This is a genomic window from Enterobacter sp. JS8-1 (assembly GCF_049187015.1).
In the GTDB taxonomy this organism is placed as follows: Bacteria; Pseudomonadota; Gammaproteobacteria; order Enterobacterales; family Enterobacteriaceae; genus Enterobacter; species Enterobacter mori.
In genome coordinates, this window is record NZ_CP185805.1 from 1,495,604 (window position 1) to 1,517,472 (window position 21,869).

Sequence of the window (21,869 nt, forward strand, 5' to 3'; positions counted from 1 at the left end):
CCAGCTATCCCTGGATGATTATTTAATTTGCGCGGTATATGACTGGCTGATGCCGCCGTAGTCATTAATGATTTTCCAGCTTACCGAGTGCGCGGTGATATTTCCCGGCGTGGTGAAATGCGTTTCACTCTTAGGTGCGGCATAGGTGGCTTTGTCTACTGTTTTACCGTCCAGCTTTATTTCCTGGAAGTTCATGTAAAAAGGTGTGGGGTTTTCGACAATAAGCTGGTTACCCTGCGCGTGCCAGGATAATTGCGTGGTGGCATCTTCCGGTTTCCCGGTAATACTCGTCGGGCGATAGATGAGCTTAATTCGGGTTTTAATCGCGATCTGCAACGTGTTGGTGTTTTCATTGCGCGTGGAAGAGGGAATAGATTTAATATTCAACCAGAACAGCGATTCACGATCAGCAGGTAAATTCCCCCCGGTTCTGATGATGCGCAGAACGTTGTCCTGCTTTGCATCAAGGCGGAACAGAGGCGGTGTAATCAGGAACGGTGCTTTTTCGCGTGCTTTATCTTCCGTTTCGACCCATGACTGAACCAGATAATCGAGATTGTCCGGATTTTCGATCCCAATGGAGGATTCTTTTTTATTTTCCGGGTAAACCACGCGCGTGCCGCCGATGGTAATACCCGCATGAGCGACAGAAGCGATGAATAAAAAGGAGGAGGCCAGAAGATATTTTCGCATAGTGAAACCATAATAAAAATAACAGATATTAACTACCGGGGTAGCTAATATCTGTTTTATTAGTTGTAAACAATGGTGAAGGTTGATGCGGCATTCGCCAGTCCGGCAGAAATAGTCTGTCCGGTCTGGATATAGCGTGCACCAAACTGCAGATCGTTCGTTGTTGTCCCTGAAGTGAGGGTATATGCGGCGGAAGCCGTATATAAACTCAGTGGGTTTTCTGTTTTATCCAGCAACTGAATACCCACACCCGATGCAGCACCGGTACCGGACGTCACAGCAAGGACATCCTTATTGCCACTATCCGGCGTCCCACCGAACGTCACTGAAGCGCTGGTAACGGTTTCGGGACAATCTTTAAGCTGAATACTAAAACGGGTTGTCGACGTCGTCGAACCACTCCCGGTAAATGCAGATTTAGCCACCTTACCTAATGAAACATCAAGTGGGTTACTTAAACCATTTACGACCGTGCATGCAGAGTCAATAATTTCACCTGTGAAATTAATTTGCCCTTCACCACTGGATGCGAATGCAGAAACCGAAGCACACGCCATCCCGGCAGCGATGCCCGCAATAATAAATTTTTTCATTTTAATCCTCTGAATGAAAGTGTGACACCTCTGACATTAATCATCACGTGGCTGATTAATTCGGTGTGAACTATCGCTGAGAATTATTTTTCGCTCAATTTATCTTCAGACCACTTTTATCCTCAAAGCATTTTCGCAGGCTTGCGGGAGAGGAAAATGATTACCCGGCAGACATTTATCAGGGCTATAGTAACTGCAAAGAGTCGCAAGGAGAGATGTCGTGGATTATCGCAAAATTATCAAAGAGGTAGGGCGAGGGAAAAATCACGCCCGTGACCTGGATCAGGAAACGGCCCGTGCGCTGTACACCCATATGCTCAACGGTGATGTTCCCGAGCTGGAGATGGGCGGTATCCTGATTGCCCTGCGTATTAAAGGTGAAGGTGAAGCGGAGATGCGCGGCTTCTATGAAGCCATGCAGGAGCAAATGCTGCGCTTAACGCCACCGGTGGCAAAGCCGATGCCGATCGTTATCCCTAGCTATAACGGCGCGCGTAAGCAGGCTAACCTCACGCCGCTGCTGGCGATTTTGCTGCATAAGCTTGGATTCCCGGTCGTGGTGCACGGCGTGAGTGAAGATCCCACTCGGGTGCTGACGGAAACGATCTTTGAACTGCTGGGTATCGAACCGACCCTGCATGCGGGTCAGGCGCAGGCAAAGCTGGACGGGCATCAGCCAGTCTATATTCCGGTACGCGCGCTCTGCCCGCCGCTGGAAAAACAGCTTGAAATGCGCTGGCGTATGGGGGTGCGTAACAGTGCCCACACGCTGGCTAAACTGGCCACGCCGTTTAATGAAGACGCGGCCCTGCGTCTTTCCAGCGTGTCGCACCCGGAGTACGTGACGCGTGTTGGCAAGTTCTTTGAGGACATTGGCGGACGGGCGTTATTGATGCACGGAACGGAAGGAGAGGTGTATGCCAACCCACTGCGCTGCCCGCAAATCATGTTGATTGATTCTGCTGGCTCGCGTGCAGTGCTTGAACGAGGGGAAGAGAACAGGGATGTGGCCCTGCCACAGGCAAAAGATCCGCACACCACCGCGCACTGGATCGTTGAGTGTCTGGCGGGCAATGCCCCCGTTCCGCACTCCATCAGGTTGCAAATGGCCTGCTGTTTACTGGCTACGGGCGAGGTAGAAACCGTCGAAGCCGGGCTGCAGCGCGTGGCGCAGTCGTTTTAAGCAAAAAAAAAGCCCGTCCAGTGGCGGACGGGCAAACAAAGGGTAACAACAGGGTCAATGAGGGTGGAGCATCTCACCAGAGGGTACGGTGAGGGTGGAGCATAATTCGTTCGATTATTTGTAGATAACCGCAGTGCCGCTCAGTTTGTTATTGCCGTTAGCGGAGGTGATGGTGTATCCGCTTGCGCCTGCAGCAGCAGCTTTCTCAGCCAGTTTGGCTTCAAGACCGTCCAGTGTGGTCGCGCCTTCAGCACTTACCACACCCACTTTATTCATGTTCTGTGCCTGAGTAGAAGACACTGGCTCTACAGCGAAAGCGCCGAAAGACAGAGCAGACAGGGCAACAGCAGCTACAGCATATTTGATGGTTTTCATAATTAATCTCTCGCAGGTTATTCTGATAAAGGGACGATGTTCCGTCGATGTGATAAGTATCACGGTTTTTCTTAAGAGATAAAATCGAAGAGAATTGACGTGGTCAATCAAAAAAATTGAATGACAAATAAGTTATTGAATATTAATAAATTCAGAAGGGCGCTTTACAGTTCTTATCGATGCGCTTTACAGAGAGAAGATGAAGGGCACATTTTGCTACGCGACGTACGAAAATTCGTGAGCGTAAACGTATTCGCTTGCTCCGTTGACTTAGGTAAAGGAAAGTCAACGTAACTGGCTATCTTTCGATCCTCTGCGATTATATCCCGAATGTGAAGTATTTTTTGAATCTTTCTCCTGCTGGCAGGTGATGCATAACCTTACCCCAGGGATGGCTTTTTGCCGCGCCTCGGGAATGGGGTCGCCACACTCCTCACATTCCTGCAGGCTTTCACCGCGCGGTAATTCACCGCGAGCGCGGGCTACAGCATCTTCAATCGTACTGTTGATCTGTTCGTTTACGGCGTCGTCATTTGCCCAACCGGAAGCCATGGCGTTCTCCTGTTTGGTTTTATAAAACACATAACGCTAATGTGGGGTTAAAAATTGTACGGTCAAGACGGGAATAAAGAAACTGCATCTGTTGGGGCAGATGCAGTCGGGAGGAAGGTCGAACGGTTATTTGTAGATGGTTGCTGTGCCATACATGTGGTTATCGCCGCCAGCGGAATTCACCACGAAACCTTTGGCACCTTCCTGACGTGCTTTTTCAGCCAGCTTATCCTGGAGATCGTCAAGGTTACTCGCGCGACTGACGGAGACGGTACCGGCAGCACGCAGCTGGCTGGTGTCTGTGTTTTCATTCAGTGACTGAACGGACCAGGCAGAGAAAGATGCGGCTGCCAGTGCACCCGCGACAACAAGGGTCATATATCTTTTCATAATCACATCCTCAGGGGGAAACAACAGGTGATTCCCTTTAAGTTTAGAAGCCCGACGAGTGTGATTTAGCGCAAAAATTTGATGATGATCTGCTTATTTTTTGAACGATGTAAATTGACAATTTGCTGACAGATCATAGACATAAAGGTGACTGATTTCCGGTGTGTTTTTGCGTTGGGCAGACAGTTATTTACCGTTGGGTCCGCAAAGGGTATCTTACGCCGCTGTTGAAAGGAGAATGCCATGACTGCCCAAAAGCCGGGATTGCACCCGCGTAACCGCCATAACAGCCGCTATGACATGAAAGCGCTGTGCCTGAGCTGCCCTCAGTTGCAGGACTTTATTGTACAGACGCCAGCGGGTGAACCCTCGGTCAATTTTGCCGATCCTCTGGCGGTCAAAACGCTGAACAAAGCGCTGCTGGCCCATTTTTATGGCGTGACGCACTGGGATATCCCCGAAGGCTTTCTTTGCCCACCCGTGCCTGGCCGCGCAGATTACGTCCATCACCTCGCCGATCTTCTTGCGGAAGGGAATGATGGCGTCGTTCCACAGCAGGCGACAATCCTGGATATTGGCACCGGGGCAAACCTGATTTACCCGCTCATTGGCGCGCATGAATATCAATGGCGTTTTACCGGCAGTGAAACTGGCACTGAGGCATTCGCCAGTGCGCAGGCGATTATTAACGCGAATCCAGGTTTAACCCGGGCGATCCGTTTACGTCGTCAGAAAGATGACAAATCCATCTTCAACGGCATTATTCATAAGAACGAACAGTACGATGCCACGATGTGTAATCCCCCGTTCCATGATTCTGCTGCCACAGCACGCGCAGGCAGCGAGCGTAAGCGCCGTAACCTGGGGCAGGCGGAAGATGCCGCACTGAACTTTGGCGGCCAGCAGCAGGAGCTCTGGTGTGAAGGGGGTGAAGTTGCGTTTATCCTGCGCATGATTGCAGAAAGTAAACAGTTCGGCCGTCAGGTGAAGTGGTTTACCTCGCTGGTGTCGCGCGGCGATAACCTGCCGCCGCTCTACCGTGCCTTGACCGAAGCCGGTGCGGTGAAAGTGGTGAAGAAAGAGATGTCGCAAGGCCAGAAACAGAGCCGCTTTATTGCCTGGACGTTTATGGACAATAACAAACGTCGCAAATAGTACCCCGTCGTAGGCCGGGTAAGGCGAAGCCGCCACCCGGCCCGGTTACAGCGTCGGCTCCTGCGGTGGCAGCGGCGATGCGGGCGGCGGCAATACCTGATACGTCTGCACCGGCATCCGCACGTTCGCCAGATCAAAGTGCTTTTTCACCATGCTGTCGAGCGCAAAACGCACCGTCCACTGCTTCAGCGGTTGGGTGGTGAACGACACGCGCAGGGTGAATGCGGTATTCGTCAGCCCGACAATCCCGGCAAACGACGGCTCACCGATCACCAGCCCGCGAATATCGTCCATCTGCATCAACTCTTCTACCGCATCCCGCAGCGCCTGCTTCGCTTTGTCCGCATCCTCGTGGCGATCCACATCGTAGTTCGCCACAACGGAACCAATCCCGCGCACGAAGTTGGCAAAGGTGGTAATCGATGACCACGGAATAATGTGATACGCACCGGTGTCCTGACGCACGCCGACGGAGCGGATGGACATTCGCTCAACGGTGCCGGTCAGCGGCCCGATGGTCACCAGGTCGCCCGTGTTCATCCCGTTCTCAAACTGAATAAAGATACCGGTAATAATATCCTTCACCAGCGTTTGTGAGCCGAAGGAGATCGCCAGCCCCAGCGCCCCGGCACCCGCCAGCAGCGGGGCGATATTCACGCCGATCTCCGAGAGCACAATCATGATGGTGATGGTGCTGATGATCACCGCCAGCGCGTTGCGGAATAACGTTAACAGCGTTCTTGCCCGCGCGCTGGGCAGGGGCCTGCCGTGAATATCGGACACCAGACGGTTTTCGATAAGGCTCGCCAGCAGCGTCCAGCCGACGGCGGAAAAGAACAGGATCAACGCGATACGAATCAGAATATCGACCGTTTTTTCACCCGCGCCGTTGTGCAGCCAGTTCCAGAAATCAAACAGTCCCCAGGCGTTCAGCAGCAGCATAATCGCCACGCAGACGGTCAAAATCCGCGCCACCTTAAGTGATACCGACATCCAGCCGTTCATGCGCTTTTGCAGTTCAGGGTAGCTACGCTGTACCTGCGGTGAGAGGGTGATGGTTTTCGAGATCCAGCGGGACAGCAGGCCAGACACAAAAGCCGCAACGCCGATAATCGCCAGGCTTTTGAACGTCGCCCCCATCATAAATTTCAGGCTATTTCCCGGGTCAAACAGCGAGAAGAAGCAGAGCACAATAAAGTAGGCGCTCGCCAGCCAGTGCCACACCAACGCGAAGGCGCGGATAAACAGGCTGAAGAAGGAGAGGGAACGGTCGGCCAAATGCAGCAGGCTTTCGGTGATCGCCTTTTTATTGTGAAAGATAAGGTACAGCGACCAGACGGTAATACAGAGCATAATCAGCACGTTTGCCAGTGCGCCAAACTGCACATTGACCTGGTTGGAGATGATTGGCACGGCCACCAGCAGGCCGTAGCCAATCAGGCCGCTGAGCACGCTTAACCGCACGGCCCAGTATTTCGCGCTCTCATCCTTAATATTAAAAGGGCGAAGTTCAGGCACGCGCGGGCAAAAGATGACGCGCAGTACCGCTTTAAAAAATTCGATGAGCGCAAATGCATTGAGGAAGAGCGCCTGCTGAAAGGCAATGGTTTTGTTGCCCGTATTGAGGCGATCGGCCAGGATCTGACCGACAAACAGCGTCAGTGCCAGCAGCAGTAAATCGATGATAAAGGCTCCGGCAACCATCGCCGGGAGGTGCAGCCAGCTGCTTTTATGCTGGTTTTTTTTCCGTCCCCAGATACCCATTTTGCGGTACAGCGGCCAGGCACACAGGCGCACCAGCCAGTAAAAAATAAACACGCCGGCGGCCAGCATTAAAAACTGCGTGACGGCAGTGGAAAAGGTCTGGGGATTAAAGGCCTTATGCGGAGAGCCAATCAGATTTCGGTAAAGCTGCGCAAAACGAGAGGAGAGGGCATCCCCATAGTGGCGGCTCACGTCAGTGACGTTTTCCAGCACTGTTTTTTGTTCCTCCACCTGGGGCGGCGTGATGGCCGGAACGGCCTCCTGGGATGGCGTGGCGGCGACTTTACGAAGCTCACCGATTAACTCTTGCCGGGCGGCGTCGTTTTCCAGCACGTCGGCAAGGGCGCCGTAGGCGGCTTTTTTCTTTTCGACATCGGGCTCCGGTGGCGGCGTACTCTCCTTCGTCGCGGTGGTTCCGGTGGTGACGCCGGGGATTGCGACGGCGAACGATGGCGCACTAAACAGGCTAATCAACAGCAACAGGATCCACGGCACGGCGCCCTCCGGTGAAAATGTCGAACAAAATGATAAGTATAGAAGTCGAGGCGCGGAGGGGAATTTTTGGGAACAATCTGGCGTAAAAAAGCCGGGCAGGGCCCGGCTCGGTGTGACGCGACGGATCAGGATACGTGCTGGAGGAACTCCTGCAAACGCTGCCCTGGCGGGTTAGCAATAAGCTCTTGCGGGTTACCGTCCTGAGCAATACGGCCTTTATCAATAAAGATCAGGCGGGACGCTACTTTCTCAGCAAAGCCGATTTCGTGGGTCACGATCACCATCGTCATCCCTTCTTCGGCCAGATCCTGCATGACTTTCAGCACCTCGTGGCGCAGCTCCGGGTCGAGCGCGGAAGTCGGCTCATCAAACAGCATCATCTTCGGTTTCACCGCCAGCGCGCGGGCAATCGCTACGCGCTGCTGCTGGCCGCCGGACAGCTCGGAAGGGTAGTGGTGCGCACGTTCGGCCAGGCCGACCTTGGCCAGCAGATCTTTTGCCTGCGCTTCCGCCGCCGCTTTGCTCGCCCCGCGCACGCGCAGCGGGCCAAACATCACGTTTTCCAGCGCCGTGAGGTGCGGGAACAGGTAGAACTGCTGGAACACCATGCCCGCTTCCTGACGAATCAGACGCTCATCCACTTTCGGGTCATTGACCTTCAGGCCGTCGACGATCAAATCGCCGCTGGTGATCTCTTCCAGCTTGTTGATGCAGCGCAGCAGGGTGGATTTACCGGAGCCGGACGGCCCGATAATCACCACCACTTCGCCCTGTTTGATGCTCAAATCGATATTGTGCAGCACCTGGGTTGGGCCAAAGTGCTTGGAAACGTTTTTAAATTCAATCACAGGATTTTCATCCTTCTTTCAAGACGACGCAGAACGAAGCTCAGAACCAGAGTGATGATCAGATAGACAACGGCTACCGCACTCCAGATTTCCAGCGCGCGGAAGTTGCCCGCAATGATCTCCTGCCCCTGACGGGTCAGTTCAGCCACGCCGATAACAATAAACAGCGACGTGTCTTTAATGCTGATAATCCACTGGTTACCCAGTGGCGGCAGCATACGGCGCAGCGCCAGCGGCAGAATCACGTGGCGGATCGTTTCGCGACGGGAAAGCCCCAGTGCCAGACCCGCTTCACTGAAACCTTTATGAATCGACAGCACCGCACCGCGGGTGATTTCCGCGATGTAAGCGCCTGAGTTGATCATAATGGTCACGACGGCGGCGCTGAACGGGTCAATGCGCAGATCGTTGAAAGCCATTGGCAGGGCGAAGTAGATAAACATGACCTGCACGACAATCGGGGTGCCGCGGATCACTTCGATGAAAACCAGTGCGATGTGGTTTGCAATCCAGCCGCCGTAGGTGCGGGCGAAACCGGCGACAAGACCGATAATCAACCCGCCAACCAGACCCAGGACCGAAATCCACAGGGTCATTTTAGCGCCTTCAAGCAAGAGAGGAATGGCAGGCCAGATGGCGCTCCAGTCAAACTGCATGATGTATTCCTGTATACCGTGGTAAAAAACGAAAAACGTAGGCCCGGCAAGCGTGAGCGCCACCGGGCGTTACAAACCTGAATTCAGGTAAATTATTTAGGCTCGGTACCGAACCATTTTTTGTAGATTTCGTTATAGGTGCCGTTCTCTTTCAGGGTTTTCAGCGCGCCGTTAACTTTCGTGCGCAGGTCGTCGCTGCCTTTCGGGAACGCGATACCGTACTGCTGTGCTTCCAGAGAATCACCGACCGCTTTGAACTTGCCGTTGCCCGCGGTTTTGATGAAGTACAGGATGTTCGGCGTATCGTGCAGAACGGCGTCAGCACGGTTGGTACCCAGTTCCATGTAGGCATTGTCGATGTTCGGGAACTGGCGCAGATCTTTGGTTTTGATATTCGCTTTCGCGTAATCAACGGAACCCGTACCGCTCTTCACTGCCACCACTTTACCGTCGAGATCTTTTACGCTTTTTACGTCGTTATTGTCGGCTTTCACCATCACCAGCAGGCCGCTTTTGTAGTAGCCGTCGGAGAAGTCGATCGCTTTTTTACGCTCTTCGGTAATCGTGATACCCGCCAGTGCCAGGTCAACGTTTTTGGTCTGCAGCGCAGGGATGATGCCGCTGAAGTCCATCGGTTTCAGGGTGTAGTCCAGTTTGAGTTCTTTTGCGACCGCAGCCCACAGATCCACGTCAAAACCAACGTATTTGTCACCCTGTTTGAATTCAAACGGAACGAACGCCGTGTCGGTCGCCACAACGAGTTTGTCGGCAGCCTGAGAGGACACTGCAAATGCCAGGGTAAGTGCAGCCAGTGAAACTTTTAATACAGACTTCATAGCATTTCCTTTTATAACCACGGGGCGATCCCCTGCGAGAACGACAGGCACCATGAAAAAATCGTGCCAACTTTACAAGCTGTTGTTTTACAAAGGGGATGATGTCACGCATTGCACAAAAAATGGAGCAATGATGTCGTGTTGCACCAGTGTGAGGCACCATTTTGGTGCGACTCATTTGGCGTATCTGACGAGGTGATATTTAGCGCAGATTCTGACGGAAAAACAATCTTCCGTTAACGGTTGTGTGAGGTGATTATTACATTTCGTTCACTTTTGCAGGTGTGCAGTGCAAAAGTGTGCACCATAAATGTGCAAAGCCCCCGCCAGAGGCGAGGGTGTCATTGGTAATTCGTATGGCTTATTCGATGTTAGATTCGATAAACCACAGGAACTGATCCAGGTCGCGAGAGGCGGCGGTGAAGATATCAGCCGTGTCTTCGTCTTTCGCTTCGCCGATGGCTTTACGCACGTCGTTCGCGACGATGGCATAACGGTCCGCCAGCTCTTTCAGGTGATCCTGAACGGTATGGATATCCAGCGGATAGCTTTTCAGTGGCGTTTTGCTGTTAATCACCTGCGTGGTCCCCAGCGCCACACCGCCTAACTGAACGGCACGTTCGGCCATCGTATCGAGGTGGGTAACCAGTGCTGTGCGGAAGCCATCCAGCATTTCATGAACGGCAATAAAGTTTGCACCGCGCATATTCCAGTGGGCCTGTTTGGTGATCAGCGAAAGATCGATGAACTGGATCACCTGGCGATTCAGCAACTCAATGGTCGCCTTTTTGTCGCTATCCGATACATCGTTACGGGTATAAAGCAGATTAGACGCTTTCGTTTTCACCAGTTTAGCGGTACTCATAATCTCATATCCTCTTGATGTTTGTGTCCCAGGTAATTACGAAACTAAGTATAGCACCGGATTTTTTGCCTGCGGTTTGGCTCTGCCTATCGGTTTAATAGCAAGAAGGATGTTGAGTTTATATCATGATGAAAATTATAGGTTTTTATGAAATTGATACAGATCAATCTTAATTCTGAACGTACGGTTCGTAGCCCTGTGGATTATTTCGTGACGATGACAGTTTGTGTAACGAAATATGATAAGCGTGGAAGGCGCCTATATTCTGCATGGCGAGAAAGCCATGCAGAATATAGAGCATTAATTGATGTCAACTTTCTTCACTTTGGGTTCAGGGCGCATTGTCAGCGTTGATCCCATAGAGGCCGCGATAATAGAGCACAGTGCCAGCGTCTGGGTAAACGTCAGCGTTTCGCCGAGGAAGACCATCCCAGAGATAGCCGCCAGCGCAGGCTCCATGCTCATTAACGTACCGAAAATGCGTGTCGGCAAACGCGTCAGGGCTATCATCTCCAGAGAATAGGGGAGTGCCGTAGAAAGAATAGCGACCGCCAGCCCCACGGGCAGAATGGACCATTGCCAGATGGATTCGGTGGCCTGCGCCATACCGAGGGGGACAAAGATGATGGCGGCAATCAGCGAGCCCAGCGCAACCGTGGCCGGACCGTGCTCCTCCCCGGCGCGTTGGCCGGTGAGGATATAGACAGCCCAGCAGGCACCCGCGCCCAGTGCCAGCGCGGCACCCGTCAGATCAATCTGCGCGACGCTCTGACCCAGCGGCAGCAGGAACCAGAGCCCCAGAACGGCTAACACGACCCAGATGAAATCCACCGGACGACGTGAAGAGAAGAGGGCAACCGCCAGCGGCCCCGTAAATTCAAGCGCGACGGCAATCCCCAGTGGAATGGTCTGAATAGAGAGGTAGAACATGTAGTTCATCGCGCCCAGCGCCAGCCCGTATAAAAGAAGCGGCAGTCGCTGCTCTTTTTTGAAACGCAGACGCCAGGGTTTAAAGATAACCACGAGGATCAGAGTCCCTAATGCAATACGCAGGGCCGTAACGCCCGGCGCGCCCACCAGAGGAAAGAGTGATTTTGCAAGCGACGCGCCACTCTGAATCGACAACATGGCGATCAGTATTACAGCGACCGGCATCCAGACCGATGACGTGCGGGATAACCCTGGCATCCTTTCTCCTGTCAATTTATGTCAAATAGGGTAAAAGCCGCAGTGTAATGGAAATATGCGCTCACGGTTGAGCTACTGTTGAAAAAAAACCAGGGAAAATCCGTAAAATAGATAAGCGTTGCTGGTTTTATCGCCTGTCAGATTAGGAATAATCTGGATGAATGTAACGGCGATGGCGCGCACTATGACTATTTTGCGGCGAAAATTTAACGTAATTTGAATGAGATAGCTGATTCTGGAAACGTTCTGTTACAGGAAAGACCTCGTTAGACATTACGAATCACAAAGAGTTTCGCAAAATTTTTTGATATATTTAAAACTTACGGACTTACTTGAACACATTTGAGGTGGTTATGAAAAAAATTGCATGTCTTTCAGCACTGGCCGCAGTTCTGGCTGTTTCCGCAGGTACTGCTGTAGCTGCTACTTCTACCGTTACCGGTGGTTACGCTCAGAGCGATATGCAGGGCGTGATGAACAAAACTAACGGTTTCAACCTGAAGTATCGTTACGAGCAAGACAACAACCCGCTGGGCGTGATCGGTTCTTTCACTTACACCGAGAAAGATCGCACTGAAAACGGCACCTATAACAAAGGTCAGTACTACGGTATCACCGCTGGTCCTGCTTACCGCCTGAACGACTGGGCTAGCATCTACGGTGTTGTAGGTGTTGGTTACGGTAAATTCCAGCAGACTGAAAACGAAGGTCTGAACCGTACTGCAAGCAACAGCGACTACGGCTTCTCCTATGGCGCGGGTCTGCAGTTCAACCCAATCGAAAACGTTGCTCTGGACTTCTCCTATGAGCAGAGCCGTATCCGCAACGTTGACGTTGGCACCTGGATCGCAGGCGTAGGTTACCGCTTCTAATCACTTCGGTGAGCCAGTAAAAAATCCGCCCATTGTGGCGGATTTTTTTTTGGGGTTTGTTCCCTCTCCCTGTGGGAGAGGGTCAGGGTGAGGGCATCAGACCGCACGAGACGGTAGAGATCACTTACTCTTAATATCAAAAATGTCCGTACCCAGATGGTTATAGTCAACTTTCTGTAACTTGAAGTTGGTAACGTAAACTGGGGGGCCCTTCTTGTTTGAGACAAACGGGTAAGAAATTTTTATCTGCTCTGCAGCAATCCCCGTCCATTGTGAAAAGAAAGCCAGGAAATCATTCGCCGAACGACGCGCTTTGATGATGCGATGCTTTTTGTCGTCACTCGACAGCACCATAAAGGGCACCTGGAAGTTCTGCTGAAATGCATCGTCGTGCGCCAGGTACTGCACCTCTTTACCGCGCTCTTTAAACGCCAGCCCGTGATCGGAGAAATAGACCATCGAGAAACTGTCGCCCGTATTGCGCAGCTGGGCATAGAGCTTGCTGAGCAGGTCGTCGGTTTGCGTCATGGTGTAGAGATAACATGATGTCTCTTTGGACTGCACAAACTCTGTGTACTTTCCGTTTGTACGATCGCACGCCTGAGGATGTGACCCCATCAGGTGCAGAACAATCAGCTGTGGCTGGGTGCGCTGAGTGGCAAAGACCTGCGCGGTCATTTTCAGCAATGCTTCATCTTTCGTGTTTTTGTCGGCTTCAAAATCACCGCTTTTCAGGAACTGAACCTCATCGGCACGCTTCGCAATACTGGCGATGGCGGTATCGTATTCGCCAATTTGCCCCTGGTTGGAGAACCACCATGTCTGGAACCCCGCGCGGTTTGCCAGCGTGACAAAGTTATCCTGATACTGCGGTTTGCCGTCGACCACACGGTTCAGGGTCAGGCCGAGTGATTTCTGCGTCGAGCCGCTGGCCGCGACGTAATCGGTAAACAGGGCACCGTTAACCGAACTGGCAAACGGCGTGTTATCCCAGTGACCGCCAAAAGCACCGAGCGCATCGCGGCGCGCACTTTCGCCAATCACCACCACGTAGGTATGGTACTTAGGCTTCACGGCCAGCACGTTCCAGGTGTCTTTCATGGTGGAGAGTTCAGCCATACGCGCCTGCTCGTCGAGAACCTCTTTATTATTAACCACGACGTCTTTCACGAAGCGGAAAACCGGATAGCCGATATTGATGAGCCGTAGCTTACCATCCCAGGGAATATTCTGGATGGGGGCGACAAACGCCACGGCAATGCTGAACACCAGACAGAGTATGTCGATCTTACCCCAGGATTTTTTCTCACCTGACTGACGGCGGATGGCGATAACGCCCAAAGCGAAGATAAAGAGCCCGACCACGTAGCTGTACCACGGGAAGATCGTCAGGATCTCCGTCGACTCTTCCATATTGGTCGAATGCAGAGCCAGCAGGGTATTGAAGTTTGGCGCGCCGTAGGCCTGGCCAAACGGGAAATACATCGCAGCAACCAGCGAACAGACCCCGACCAATGCTTTCTGCACGCGCGGGGCACTCCGCCACAGCACGTGGAGCACGCAGGTAAATGCCACGGCGTAGAGCAGGCTAAACGGGTAGCCAAGCGCAAAGTTAATCAGCAGCGATTGCAGAAAGTAGAATCCCGTCCACGGGCTTAAGGCCCGGCTGCGGGTAACAAGTGTTTCTTTCAGGGTTAAGTTCATAGATCACTATCATGAAAACGCCATGTGCTCACCCTGGCGCCAAGGGTCAAAGCCTGCCTGACAGTGCGTGGAGAGGGAATGAGGGTCCGCTTCAGCGAGCCGCAAATGGTGCAGGGCTGCAAGAAGATAGTGCGAGCGTGAAATAAGGTCAACAGTTGCTAAACAGATGTTTTGCGAGGGAGACTGCAAATCCGTAAAAAAGATCGGGATTAAGGCGGCCAGAGGCCAGTTTACATGGGGTTTGTGACGGAAAAATGAAGCGGCGTACCGCGACGCCGCTTAGTGAGAAGATTTGTCATCCTGCTGCGGTTTGTTGTTAAACATATCGCACAGCATGTTCAACAGCATTAAGCGCACTTTAAAAGGAGAGTGGGTAAACACGTTCATACACCTCTTGAATTCATTCATGTGACCTCCTGATTTCTGATCCCTTCGATCCGTGAAGGGTGACTGCATTACATACAGATATAGCACAGGCTATATTGTATAGCTATGGCTAATTCGTTAATTTTTTGTGCTTGTAGAGCTATGGTTTACAATGTGCGCTCCGTTACAGGACGCTGGAAGCGTCACCCCCATTGAGGAAGCACAATGAACCGTCGCGCAGGTAAGCCAACTACAAAAAAAACGACGCAACTGGTGAATGTTGAAGAGCACGTAGAAGGGTTCCGTCAGGTGCGTGAAGCGCATCGCCGGGAGCTGATTGATGACTATGTGGAACTGATCTCCGATTTGATTCGTGAGGTTGGCGAAGCACGTCAGGTCGATATGGCCGCGCGGCTGGGCGTTTCCCAGCCAACGGTAGCCAAAATGTTAAAACGTCTGGCGTCAGTGGGTTTGATCGAGATGATCCCGTGGCGCGGCGTGTTTCTGACGGCAGAAGGCGAAAAGCTGGCGCAGGAGAGCCGCGAGCGTCATCAGATCGTGGAGAACTTTTTACTGGTACTGGGCGTCAGCCCGGAAATTGCCCGCCGGGATGCGGAAGGGATGGAGCACCACGTCAGTGAAGAAACGCTGGTGAAGTTCCGTGAATTTACACTCAAATATGGTTCTTCTGCTGAATGAACATCCCCGGCCTGCAAGCCCTGAAGCGTGACCGTTTCTTTCATCTCTTACTGATTATTGGTGCAGGCTTAAGCCTCTTTGTTCCCTTTACCCCTCACGCCTGGCCTGCGGCTATTGACTGGCGCACGATTATTACCCTGAGCGGCTTAATGATGCTCACCAAAGGGGTAGAGCTAAGTGGCTACTTTGATGTTCTGGGACGCAAAATGGTGCGCCGTTTTGCCACCGAGCGCCGGCTGTCTCTGTTCATGGTCTTTTCCGCAGCGGTGCTGTCGACGTTTCTGACCAACGATGTCGCACTGTTTATCATCGTGCCGCTCACGCTCACGCTGCGTAAGCTCTGTGAAATTCCGGTCAGCCGTCTGATTATCTTTGAAGCACTGGCCGTGAATGCTGGCTCGCTATTAACGCCCATCGGGAACCCACAAAATATCCTGCTCTGGGGCCGTTCGGGCCTGTCGTTTGCCGCCTTTACCTGGCAGATGGCCCCGCTGGCGCTGGTGATGATGCTTTCCCTGCTGGCGGTCTGCTGGTTTGCCTTCCCGGATAAAAAACTGCAGTACCACAGCGGGACGACGGGCCCGCAGTGGCAGCCGCGGCTGGTCTGGAGCTGTCTGGCGTTGTATATCGTCTTTTTGGTCGCGCTAGAGATGAAGGTTGAGCTGGCGGGCGTGCTGCTGGTTGCCGCCGGGTTTTTAGTGCTGTCGCGGCGGGTGCTGGTGAGCGTTGACTGGACGCTGCTGCTAGTCTTCATGGCGATGTTTATCGATGTCTATCTGCTCATCCAGCTGCCTGCACTGCAAAATGTGCTTCACGGCGTCAGCGGTCTGTCGCAGCCGGGACTGTGGCTGACGGCGATTGGCCTGTCGCAGTTTATCAGCAACGTGCCGTCGACCATTCTGCTGCTCAACTATGTTCCGCCTGACACCCTTCTGGCCTGGGCGGTAAACATCGGGGGGTTTGGGCTATTGCCCGGTTCCCTTGCCAACCTGATTGCCCTGCGCATGGCCAACGACCGCCGCATCTGGTGGCGCTTCCATTTATGGTCGGTCCCGATGCTGATGTGGGCAGCCGCGATCGGTTTCGGACTATTCCTTCTCATATAGTGCGCTATTTGTCAGTTTATCCTGGCAAATGTATAGCAACGTCCTAGCTTTAGTGAACGGCATAGTGTGATGCCGCTCACTGACAGGACCGTTGCTGACCTATGGCTGAAGATCAAAACCCGCCTGCTGACGAGCAGGAAAACAACAATAATGCGCGCAAGCGCCCGGGCAAAAAACCGTTAATTATCCTCGGCGTTGTCGTGGTGGTAATGGTCGTCGTGGCGCTGGTCTGGTGGTTTTTAACCCGTAACGAAGAGACGACCGACGACGCCTTTACCGACGGTGACGTGGTGACCATTGCCCCCAAAACGGCGGGATACGTCACCGAGCTTCGCGTGCGTGATAACCAGCGCGTGAAGAAAGGGGATCTGCTGGTGGTTATCGATCCTCGCGATACGACGGCCCAGCGCGATCAGGCTCAGGCGCAGCTTGGGCTGGCGCTTGCTCAGCTCCACCAGGCGCAGGCACAGCTGGCGCTCTCGAAGGTGCAATATCCTGCCCAGCGTGACGAAGCCAAAGCGCAGGTGCTAAAAGCGCAGGCCGATATGGCGAACGCCCAGGCGGAGTACCGCCGTCAGCGCGGCGTTGACCCGCGTGCGACCACGCAGCAAAGTATCGATTCTGCGAATGCCCAATTGCGCAGTGCGCAGGCCGGACTGGCCAGCGCCCAGGCGCAGCTGGAAGTGGCGGAGCAGGTACAGCTACAAATCCGTCAGCAGGAAACCAACGTTGAAGCCCGCGAACGTCAGGTCGATCAGGCCAAAGCGCAGCTGGAAAACGCGAACCTGAATCTCTCTTATACCGAAGTCCGCGCCCCGTTCGACGGCTTCGTCACCAAACGCAACGTACAGCCCGGCACGCTAGTGCAGGCGGGTACGGCGCTGTTCTCACTGGTCTCCCCGAACGTGTGGGTGGTGGCGAACTTCAAAGAGTCGCAGCTGGAGCGCATGAAGCCCGGTGACAAGGTCAGCGTCTCCGTGGATGCCTGGCCGGATATGGAACTTGAAGGCCACATTGACAGTATCCAGCAGGGCAGCGGTTCGCGCTTCTCCGCGTTCCCGTCGGAAAACGCCACCGGTAACTTTGTCAAAATCGTCCAGCGCGTGCCGGTGAAAATCGTGATTGATAAGGGGCTGGATCCGAACAGGCCGCTGCCGCTGGGGCTGTCGGTTGAACCGAAGGTGACGGTGGAATGACGGACCACAGCCACGATAGCTGGAAGCCCGCCAGCAACCCGTGGGCGGTGGCAATTGTCGTCACCCTCGCGGTGTTTATGGAAATTCTGGATACCACCATCGTCAACGTGGCGCTGCCGCACGTGGCCGGGTCGCTCTCGGCCAGCTATGACGAATCCACCTGGGTACTGACCAGCTACCTGGTGGCGAACGGCATCGTGCTGCCCATCTCTGCCTTCCTCAGTCGCCTGTTTGGCCGCAAGCAGTTCTTCTTAATCTGCATCGTGATGTTCACCATCTGCTCGTTTCTGTGCGGCATCGCGACTGAGCTGTGGCAGATCATCCTGTTCCGCGTGATGCAGGGCTTCTTTGGCGGCGGGCTGCAGCCCACGCAGCAGTCGGTGCTGCTCGACTACTTCAAGCCGGAGGACAGGGGCAAGGCCTTTGGTCTGTCGTCCATTGCCATCATCGTTGCGCCGGTGCTTGGCCCGACGCTGGGCGGCTGGATCACCGATAACTACTCCTGGCGCTGGGTGTTCTTCATCAACATTCCGGTGGGGATTGTGACGGTACTGGCGATCTACCAGCTGCTGGAAGATCCGCCGTGGGAGAGCAAGTCAAAAGAGAAGCTGACCGTCGACTGGACGGGGATCGGCCTGATCGTCCTCGGCCTGGGCTGCCTGCAGGTGATGCTTGACCGGGGTGAAGATGACGACTGGTTCTACTCGAACTTTATCCGCACCTTCGCGGTGCTGACGCTCATCGGCATTATCGGCGCGATTTACTGGCTACTGTATGCCAAAAAACCGGTGGTGGATCTGCACTGCATGAAGGACCGCAACTTCGCCATTTCCAGCCTGTTAATGGCAGGGATGGCGATGATCCTGTATGGCAGCTCGGTGGTGATCCCGCAGCTGGCGCAGCAGGACCTGGGCTATACCGCCACCTGGTCAGGGCTGGTGCTGTCACCCGGCGCGGTGTTGATTGTGTTAACCATCCCGCTGGTGCTGAAGCTGATGCCGGTGGTGCAGACGCGCTGGATTATTGCATTTGGTTTTACCTGTCTGGCGGTGTCGTTCTTCTGGTCGCGCACGTTGACGCCGGATATCGACTTTGAAACGCTGGTGCTGTTCCGCAGCGCGCAGTCGATTGGGCTGGGGTTCCTGTTTGTGCCTCTGACCACCATTGCCTTTATCTCGATACCGAGGCGGCTCAACGCCGACGCGGCGGCGCTGTTTACCATGTTCCGCAACGTGGCCGGTTCGATTGGCATATCGCTCTCGACGGCGGCGATAACCGAACGCGCGCAGGCGCACAGCGCCCATCTGGCGTATCACGCTTCGCCGTTTAACGAACAGTTTCAGCTGGCGATTCGCGAAAGCGCTCAGGCGATTCAAAACTTCACCACCCAGGTGGGCGACCCTACGGGAATTGCCACCGGGCGCATGTACCAGACCATGATCGAGCAGTCGCGCTTCCTGGCCTACATCGACGTTTTCACCCTCCTGAGCGCGGTGGCCTTTTTACTGATCCCATTTTGTTTGTTGCTCTCGCCGGTTAAGAGCGAGGGGAGTGCAGGAGCACATTGATGATACACAGACGTTTACACCCCCTGATGATAATGATGCTGCTGGTGGGCTGTGCCGTCGGGCCTGACTACCAGCAGCCCGCACCGCCCGCCGTCACGCACTGGAACGATAAGGGCGACGGCGGGGTGAAATCGCAAACTATCTCCGCCGCGACCAACCCGCGCTGGTGGAAGACCTTCGGCTCGGCGCAGCTCGACAGCCTGGTTGAACGCGCCATCGCGGGAAACCTGACGCTGCAGCAAACGGTGCTGCGCATCGCCGGGGCGCGTGAACAGATTAACCAGGCGGGCGGCGCGTTTTATCCGTCGGTCAACGGTAACCTGCAGGCGACGCGCCAGCAGCTTGGGTTGGAAGGAGAGCTGAAATCCCACGGTGTGTACGACCAGGTGGATAGTATCGATCCCGATCTGAAAGGCGCGCTGGGGCCGCTGACGCAGCCGGTTAACCTCTACCAGGGCAGCTTCGACGCCCAGTGGGAAATCGACCTGTGGGGCAAGGTGCGCCGTCAGGTGGAGGCCGCCGAAGCGCAGCAGAAAGCGGCGATAGAGCAGCGTAACGACGCGCTGGTGTCGCTGGAGGCCGAAGTGGCCCGCGCGTGGCTCCAGCTGCGCGGGGCGCAGAGCATTATCGCCACGCTGAACACACAGATTGAGAGCGCCCGGCAGACGCTGGATCTGACCGAAAGCCGCCAGCGCGGCGGGCTGTCTCCGCAGATGGATGTGGAAAACGCCCGGGCGCAGCTGGGGAATCTTGAAGCGCAGCTGCCGCAGTACCAGGCGCAGGAGCGGCAGGCGATGAACGGCCTGGCGATCCTGCTCGGCAAGCCGCCGGGCGCGCTGGATGCGGAACTGCAAAGCGTGCAGCCGATGCCTGCCCTGCCGGATATTGTGCAAACGGGCATTCCGTCGACGCTGGCGCGCCGTCGTCCGGACGTGCGCGAAGCGGAGGCGAACCTTCATGCCGCCACGGCGCAAATCGGCGTCTCGGTGGCGGAGCTGTTCCCGAGCTTTACGCTCTCCGGGCAGTTTGGCCTGCGCAACAGCGAAACTAACTGGCTGACCGACTGGAGCAGCCACTTCTACAGCTTCGGTCCGCAGGTCTCCATTCCCATCTTCCAGGGCGGACGGCTGGTTTCCAGCGTCAAGGTGGCGCGTGCGCAGCAGGGCGCAGCGGTGCTGGACTATCGCCAGACGGTGCTCACCGCGCTCGGGGATGTGGAAAATGCGCTGGTGAGCTATCGCACCGACCAGCAGCGTGAAGCGGGCCTCGCGAAGACCATCGACGCGCTGCAAAACGCGTTCGACCTGGCAAGCGACAGCTACCGACAGGGGATCGCCAGCTTTATCGACGTGCTGGACGCCCAGCGTCAGCTTGCGCAGGCCCAGCAGCAGCGCGCACAGGCGCAGGTGCAGAGCGCGCTCGATCTGGTGGCGCTCTACAAAGCTCTGGGCGGCGGCTGGGAGCCTTATCAGCAGGTGCAATTACCGGACTACACCGTCTTTGGCGACGCCCCGCGCGGATAAATTCAGAGGATTGGGCAAGAAACGGACAGGAACGCCACATTCGCGATGGTTGAGGGGCGGGTATAACTATCGGGTACCCAATCGACATGCGAGGAATCACTTATGCGTTATCAAAAACTGGGCAACACCGGACTGTTTGTTTCTGAACTGTGCCTCGGCACCATGACCTTCGGCGGTGAAGACGGCATGTGGGGCAAGATTGGCCAGCTTAAGCAAAACGAAGCCGAGCAGCTGGTGGGCCGCGCGCTGGACGCGGGCATCAACTTCATCGATACCGCCGACGTCTATTCGGAAGGGCGCTCGGAGACGATACTCGGGCAGGCGCTGAAAAACCTGAACGTCCCGCGCGAAAATGTGGTGGTGGCCACCAAGGTGTTTGGCGAAACGGGCACCGCCGGGGTGAACTCGCGCGGCAGCTCGCGCTATCACATCATCAGCAGCGTGAAGGAGAGCCTGCGCCGCCTGCAGCTCGATCATATCGATCTCTACCAGCTTCACGGCTTTGACCCCGCAACACCGATTGAAGAGACGCTCTACGCGCTGGATAACCTGGTGCAGCATGGCCACGTGCGCTACATCGGCGTTTCTAACTGGGCGGCGTGGCAGATAGCCAAAGCGTTGGGCATTTCGGCGCGTCTGGGACTGGCGCGTTTTGCGTCATTGCAGGCGTACTACACCATCGCCGGGCGCGATCTGGAGCGTGAACTGGTGCCGATGATGCAGAGCGAAGGCGTTGGGCTGATGGTCTGGAGTCCGCTGGCGGGCGGCCTGCTGAGCGGAAAATATGGCCGCGACGGGACGAGCGAAACCGGCGGCCGCCGTCTGGAGTTCGACTTCCCGCCGGTGAATAAAGATCGCGCCTTCGACTGCGTGGACGTGATGCGCACTATCGCCGAAAGCAAGGGTGTCTCCGTCGCGCAAATCGCGCTGGCGTGGCTGCTGCACCAGAAAGCGGTAACCAGCGTGATTATTGGCGCGAAACGCGTCGATCAGCTGGACGACAACATTGCCGCAACAGGGATCCGCTTAAGCGAAGACGAGCTTAAGCAGCTGGATGCGGTGAGCGCGCTGCCGCGCGAGTATCCGGGCTGGATGCTGGAGCGCCAGGGAGAATATCGTCGTAACCAGCTCGCACAACAGTAACCTTCCTTTTCCCCGGCGGCGCTTTGCTTACCGGGGCTTTTTTCCCGCACTGCTCACAAAAAACGATCCTCCTCTTTGATCCAAATTTAATCTTCGCCT

The 21,869-nt window shown here is 54.8% G+C and carries 22 protein-coding genes; 9 read left to right on the forward strand and 13 right to left on the reverse strand.

The features are described 5' to 3' along the window. Window positions 1-18: 18 nt before the first annotated feature. Entirely contained in the window at window positions 19-693 is a 675-nt protein-coding gene (locus tag ACOQH0_RS07045; RefSeq protein WP_421511856.1) for a molecular chaperone, read from the reverse strand. Between the two features lie 59 nt (window positions 694-752). Then, window positions 753-1,286 (reverse strand): fimbrial protein, encoded by a 534-nt coding sequence (locus ACOQH0_RS07050; protein ID WP_010428892.1) that lies wholly within the window; start codon window positions 1,284-1,286, stop codon window positions 753-755. A gap of 220 nt (window positions 1,287-1,506) precedes the next feature. Between ACOQH0_RS07050 and ybiB the strand changes: the two genes are divergently transcribed. Further along, window positions 1,507-2,469 (forward strand): DNA-binding protein YbiB, encoded by a 963-nt coding sequence (ybiB, locus tag ACOQH0_RS07055; RefSeq protein WP_348578126.1) that lies wholly within the window; start codon window positions 1,507-1,509, stop codon window positions 2,467-2,469. A 114-nt stretch (window positions 2,470-2,583) separates the two neighbouring features. Here ybiB and ybiJ read toward each other — a convergent pair whose 3' ends face one another. The 3 genes from ybiJ to mcbA all read right to left on the reverse strand — a co-directional run bounded on the left by ybiJ (window position 2,584) and on the right by mcbA (window position 3,786). After that, window positions 2,584-2,844 (reverse strand): DUF1471 family protein YbiJ, encoded by a 261-nt coding sequence (gene ybiJ / locus ACOQH0_RS07060; RefSeq protein WP_029485014.1) that lies wholly within the window; start codon window positions 2,842-2,844, stop codon window positions 2,584-2,586. A gap of 285 nt (window positions 2,845-3,129) precedes the next feature. Next, a complete protein-coding gene (locus ACOQH0_RS07065; RefSeq protein WP_010428900.1) occupies window positions 3,130-3,396 on the reverse strand; it encodes a DksA/TraR family C4-type zinc finger protein in 267 nt (88 codons plus the stop codon). Between the two features lie 126 nt (window positions 3,397-3,522). Beyond that, window positions 3,523-3,786 carry a DUF1471 family periplasmic protein McbA gene (gene mcbA, locus ACOQH0_RS07070; protein WP_042716255.1) on the reverse strand — a complete coding sequence of 88 codons (264 nt, stop codon included), beginning with the start codon at window positions 3,784-3,786 and terminating at the stop codon, window positions 3,523-3,525. A gap of 243 nt (window positions 3,787-4,029) precedes the next feature. Between mcbA and rlmF the strand changes: the two genes are divergently transcribed. Further along, a complete protein-coding gene (gene rlmF / locus ACOQH0_RS07075) occupies window positions 4,030-4,941 on the forward strand; it encodes a 23S rRNA (adenine(1618)-N(6))-methyltransferase RlmF (protein ID WP_421511858.1) in 912 nt (303 codons plus the stop codon). Window positions 4,942-4,986: 45 nt separating this feature from the next. On the opposite strand, the gene ybiO is transcribed toward rlmF, so the two are convergent. From ybiO to rhtA, 6 genes are all read right to left on the reverse strand, one after another. After that, window positions 4,987-7,200: a mechanosensitive channel protein gene (gene ybiO / locus ACOQH0_RS07080; protein ID WP_421511859.1), complete on the reverse strand. Its 2,214-nt coding sequence runs from the start codon at window positions 7,198-7,200 to the stop codon at window positions 4,987-4,989. A 125-nt stretch (window positions 7,201-7,325) separates the two neighbouring features. Then, the gene (glnQ, locus tag ACOQH0_RS07085) at window positions 7,326-8,048 is read right to left on the reverse strand and encodes a glutamine ABC transporter ATP-binding protein GlnQ (protein ID WP_089598967.1); all 723 of its coding nucleotides are present in this window, start codon (window positions 8,046-8,048) and stop codon (window positions 7,326-7,328) included. Then, window positions 8,045-8,704, reverse strand: coding sequence for a glutamine ABC transporter permease GlnP (gene glnP, locus ACOQH0_RS07090; RefSeq protein ID WP_010428919.1), 660 nt, complete (start codon window positions 8,702-8,704; stop codon window positions 8,045-8,047). The genes glnQ and glnP overlap by 4 nt, the downstream gene beginning before the upstream one ends. A gap of 92 nt (window positions 8,705-8,796) precedes the next feature. After that, the gene (gene glnH / locus ACOQH0_RS07095) at window positions 8,797-9,540 is read right to left on the reverse strand and encodes a glutamine ABC transporter substrate-binding protein GlnH (protein WP_010428921.1); all 744 of its coding nucleotides are present in this window, start codon (window positions 9,538-9,540) and stop codon (window positions 8,797-8,799) included. 361 nt (window positions 9,541-9,901) lie between these two features. Then, window positions 9,902-10,405, reverse strand: coding sequence for a DNA starvation/stationary phase protection protein Dps (gene dps / locus ACOQH0_RS07100; RefSeq protein WP_010428924.1), 504 nt, complete (start codon window positions 10,403-10,405; stop codon window positions 9,902-9,904). 300 nt (window positions 10,406-10,705) lie between these two features. Beyond that, the gene (gene rhtA / locus ACOQH0_RS07105) at window positions 10,706-11,593 is read right to left on the reverse strand and encodes a threonine/homoserine exporter RhtA (RefSeq protein WP_010428927.1); all 888 of its coding nucleotides are present in this window, start codon (window positions 11,591-11,593) and stop codon (window positions 10,706-10,708) included. Window positions 11,594-11,946: 353 nt separating this feature from the next. Here rhtA and ompX point away from each other — a divergent pair, with 353 nt between their 5' ends. Further along, window positions 11,947-12,465: an outer membrane protein OmpX gene (gene ompX, locus ACOQH0_RS07110; protein WP_010428930.1), complete on the forward strand. Its 519-nt coding sequence runs from the start codon at window positions 11,947-11,949 to the stop codon at window positions 12,463-12,465. 120 nt (window positions 12,466-12,585) lie between these two features. Here ompX and ACOQH0_RS07115 read toward each other — a convergent pair whose 3' ends face one another. Together ACOQH0_RS07115 and mntS are read right to left on the reverse strand one after the other, a co-directional pair. After that, a complete protein-coding gene (locus tag ACOQH0_RS07115) occupies window positions 12,586-14,169 on the reverse strand; it encodes a phosphoethanolamine transferase (RefSeq protein ID WP_420985591.1) in 1,584 nt (527 codons plus the stop codon). Window positions 14,170-14,448: 279 nt separating this feature from the next. Further along, window positions 14,449-14,577, reverse strand: a complete 129-nt coding sequence (gene mntS / locus ACOQH0_RS07120; protein WP_042718971.1) for a manganase accumulation protein MntS — start codon at window positions 14,575-14,577, stop codon at window positions 14,449-14,451. Window positions 14,578-14,760: 183 nt separating this feature from the next. On the opposite strand from mntS, the gene mntR reads away from it, so the two are divergent. The 6 genes from mntR (at window position 14,761) to ACOQH0_RS07150 (ending at window position 21,770) form a co-directional block, all read left to right on the forward strand. Then, on the forward strand, window positions 14,761-15,234 hold the full coding sequence (gene mntR / locus ACOQH0_RS07125) for a manganese-binding transcriptional regulator MntR (RefSeq protein ID WP_010428939.1): 474 nt from the start codon (window positions 14,761-14,763) through the stop codon (window positions 15,232-15,234). Continuing rightward, a complete protein-coding gene (locus ACOQH0_RS07130; protein ID WP_421511860.1) occupies window positions 15,231-16,340 on the forward strand; it encodes an anion transporter in 1,110 nt (369 codons plus the stop codon). The genes mntR and ACOQH0_RS07130 overlap by 4 nt, the downstream gene beginning before the upstream one ends. 101 nt (window positions 16,341-16,441) lie before the next feature. Beyond that, window positions 16,442-17,536 carry an HlyD family secretion protein gene (locus tag ACOQH0_RS07135; protein ID WP_010428945.1) on the forward strand — a complete coding sequence of 365 codons (1,095 nt, stop codon included), beginning with the start codon at window positions 16,442-16,444 and terminating at the stop codon, window positions 17,534-17,536. Then, on the forward strand, window positions 17,533-19,104 hold the full coding sequence (locus ACOQH0_RS07140; RefSeq protein ID WP_421511861.1) for a DHA2 family efflux MFS transporter permease subunit: 1,572 nt from the start codon (window positions 17,533-17,535) through the stop codon (window positions 19,102-19,104). Before ACOQH0_RS07135 ends, ACOQH0_RS07140 begins: the two co-directional genes overlap by 4 nt. Further along, window positions 19,104-20,627, forward strand: a complete 1,524-nt coding sequence (locus tag ACOQH0_RS07145) for an efflux transporter outer membrane subunit (protein ID WP_421511862.1) — start codon at window positions 19,104-19,106, stop codon at window positions 20,625-20,627. The genes ACOQH0_RS07140 and ACOQH0_RS07145 overlap by 1 nt, the downstream gene beginning before the upstream one ends. 102 nt (window positions 20,628-20,729) lie before the next feature. Beyond that, window positions 20,730-21,770, forward strand: a complete 1,041-nt coding sequence (locus ACOQH0_RS07150; protein ID WP_214594333.1) for an aldo/keto reductase — start codon at window positions 20,730-20,732, stop codon at window positions 21,768-21,770. The last annotated feature ends 99 nt before the right edge of the window (window positions 21,771-21,869 follow it).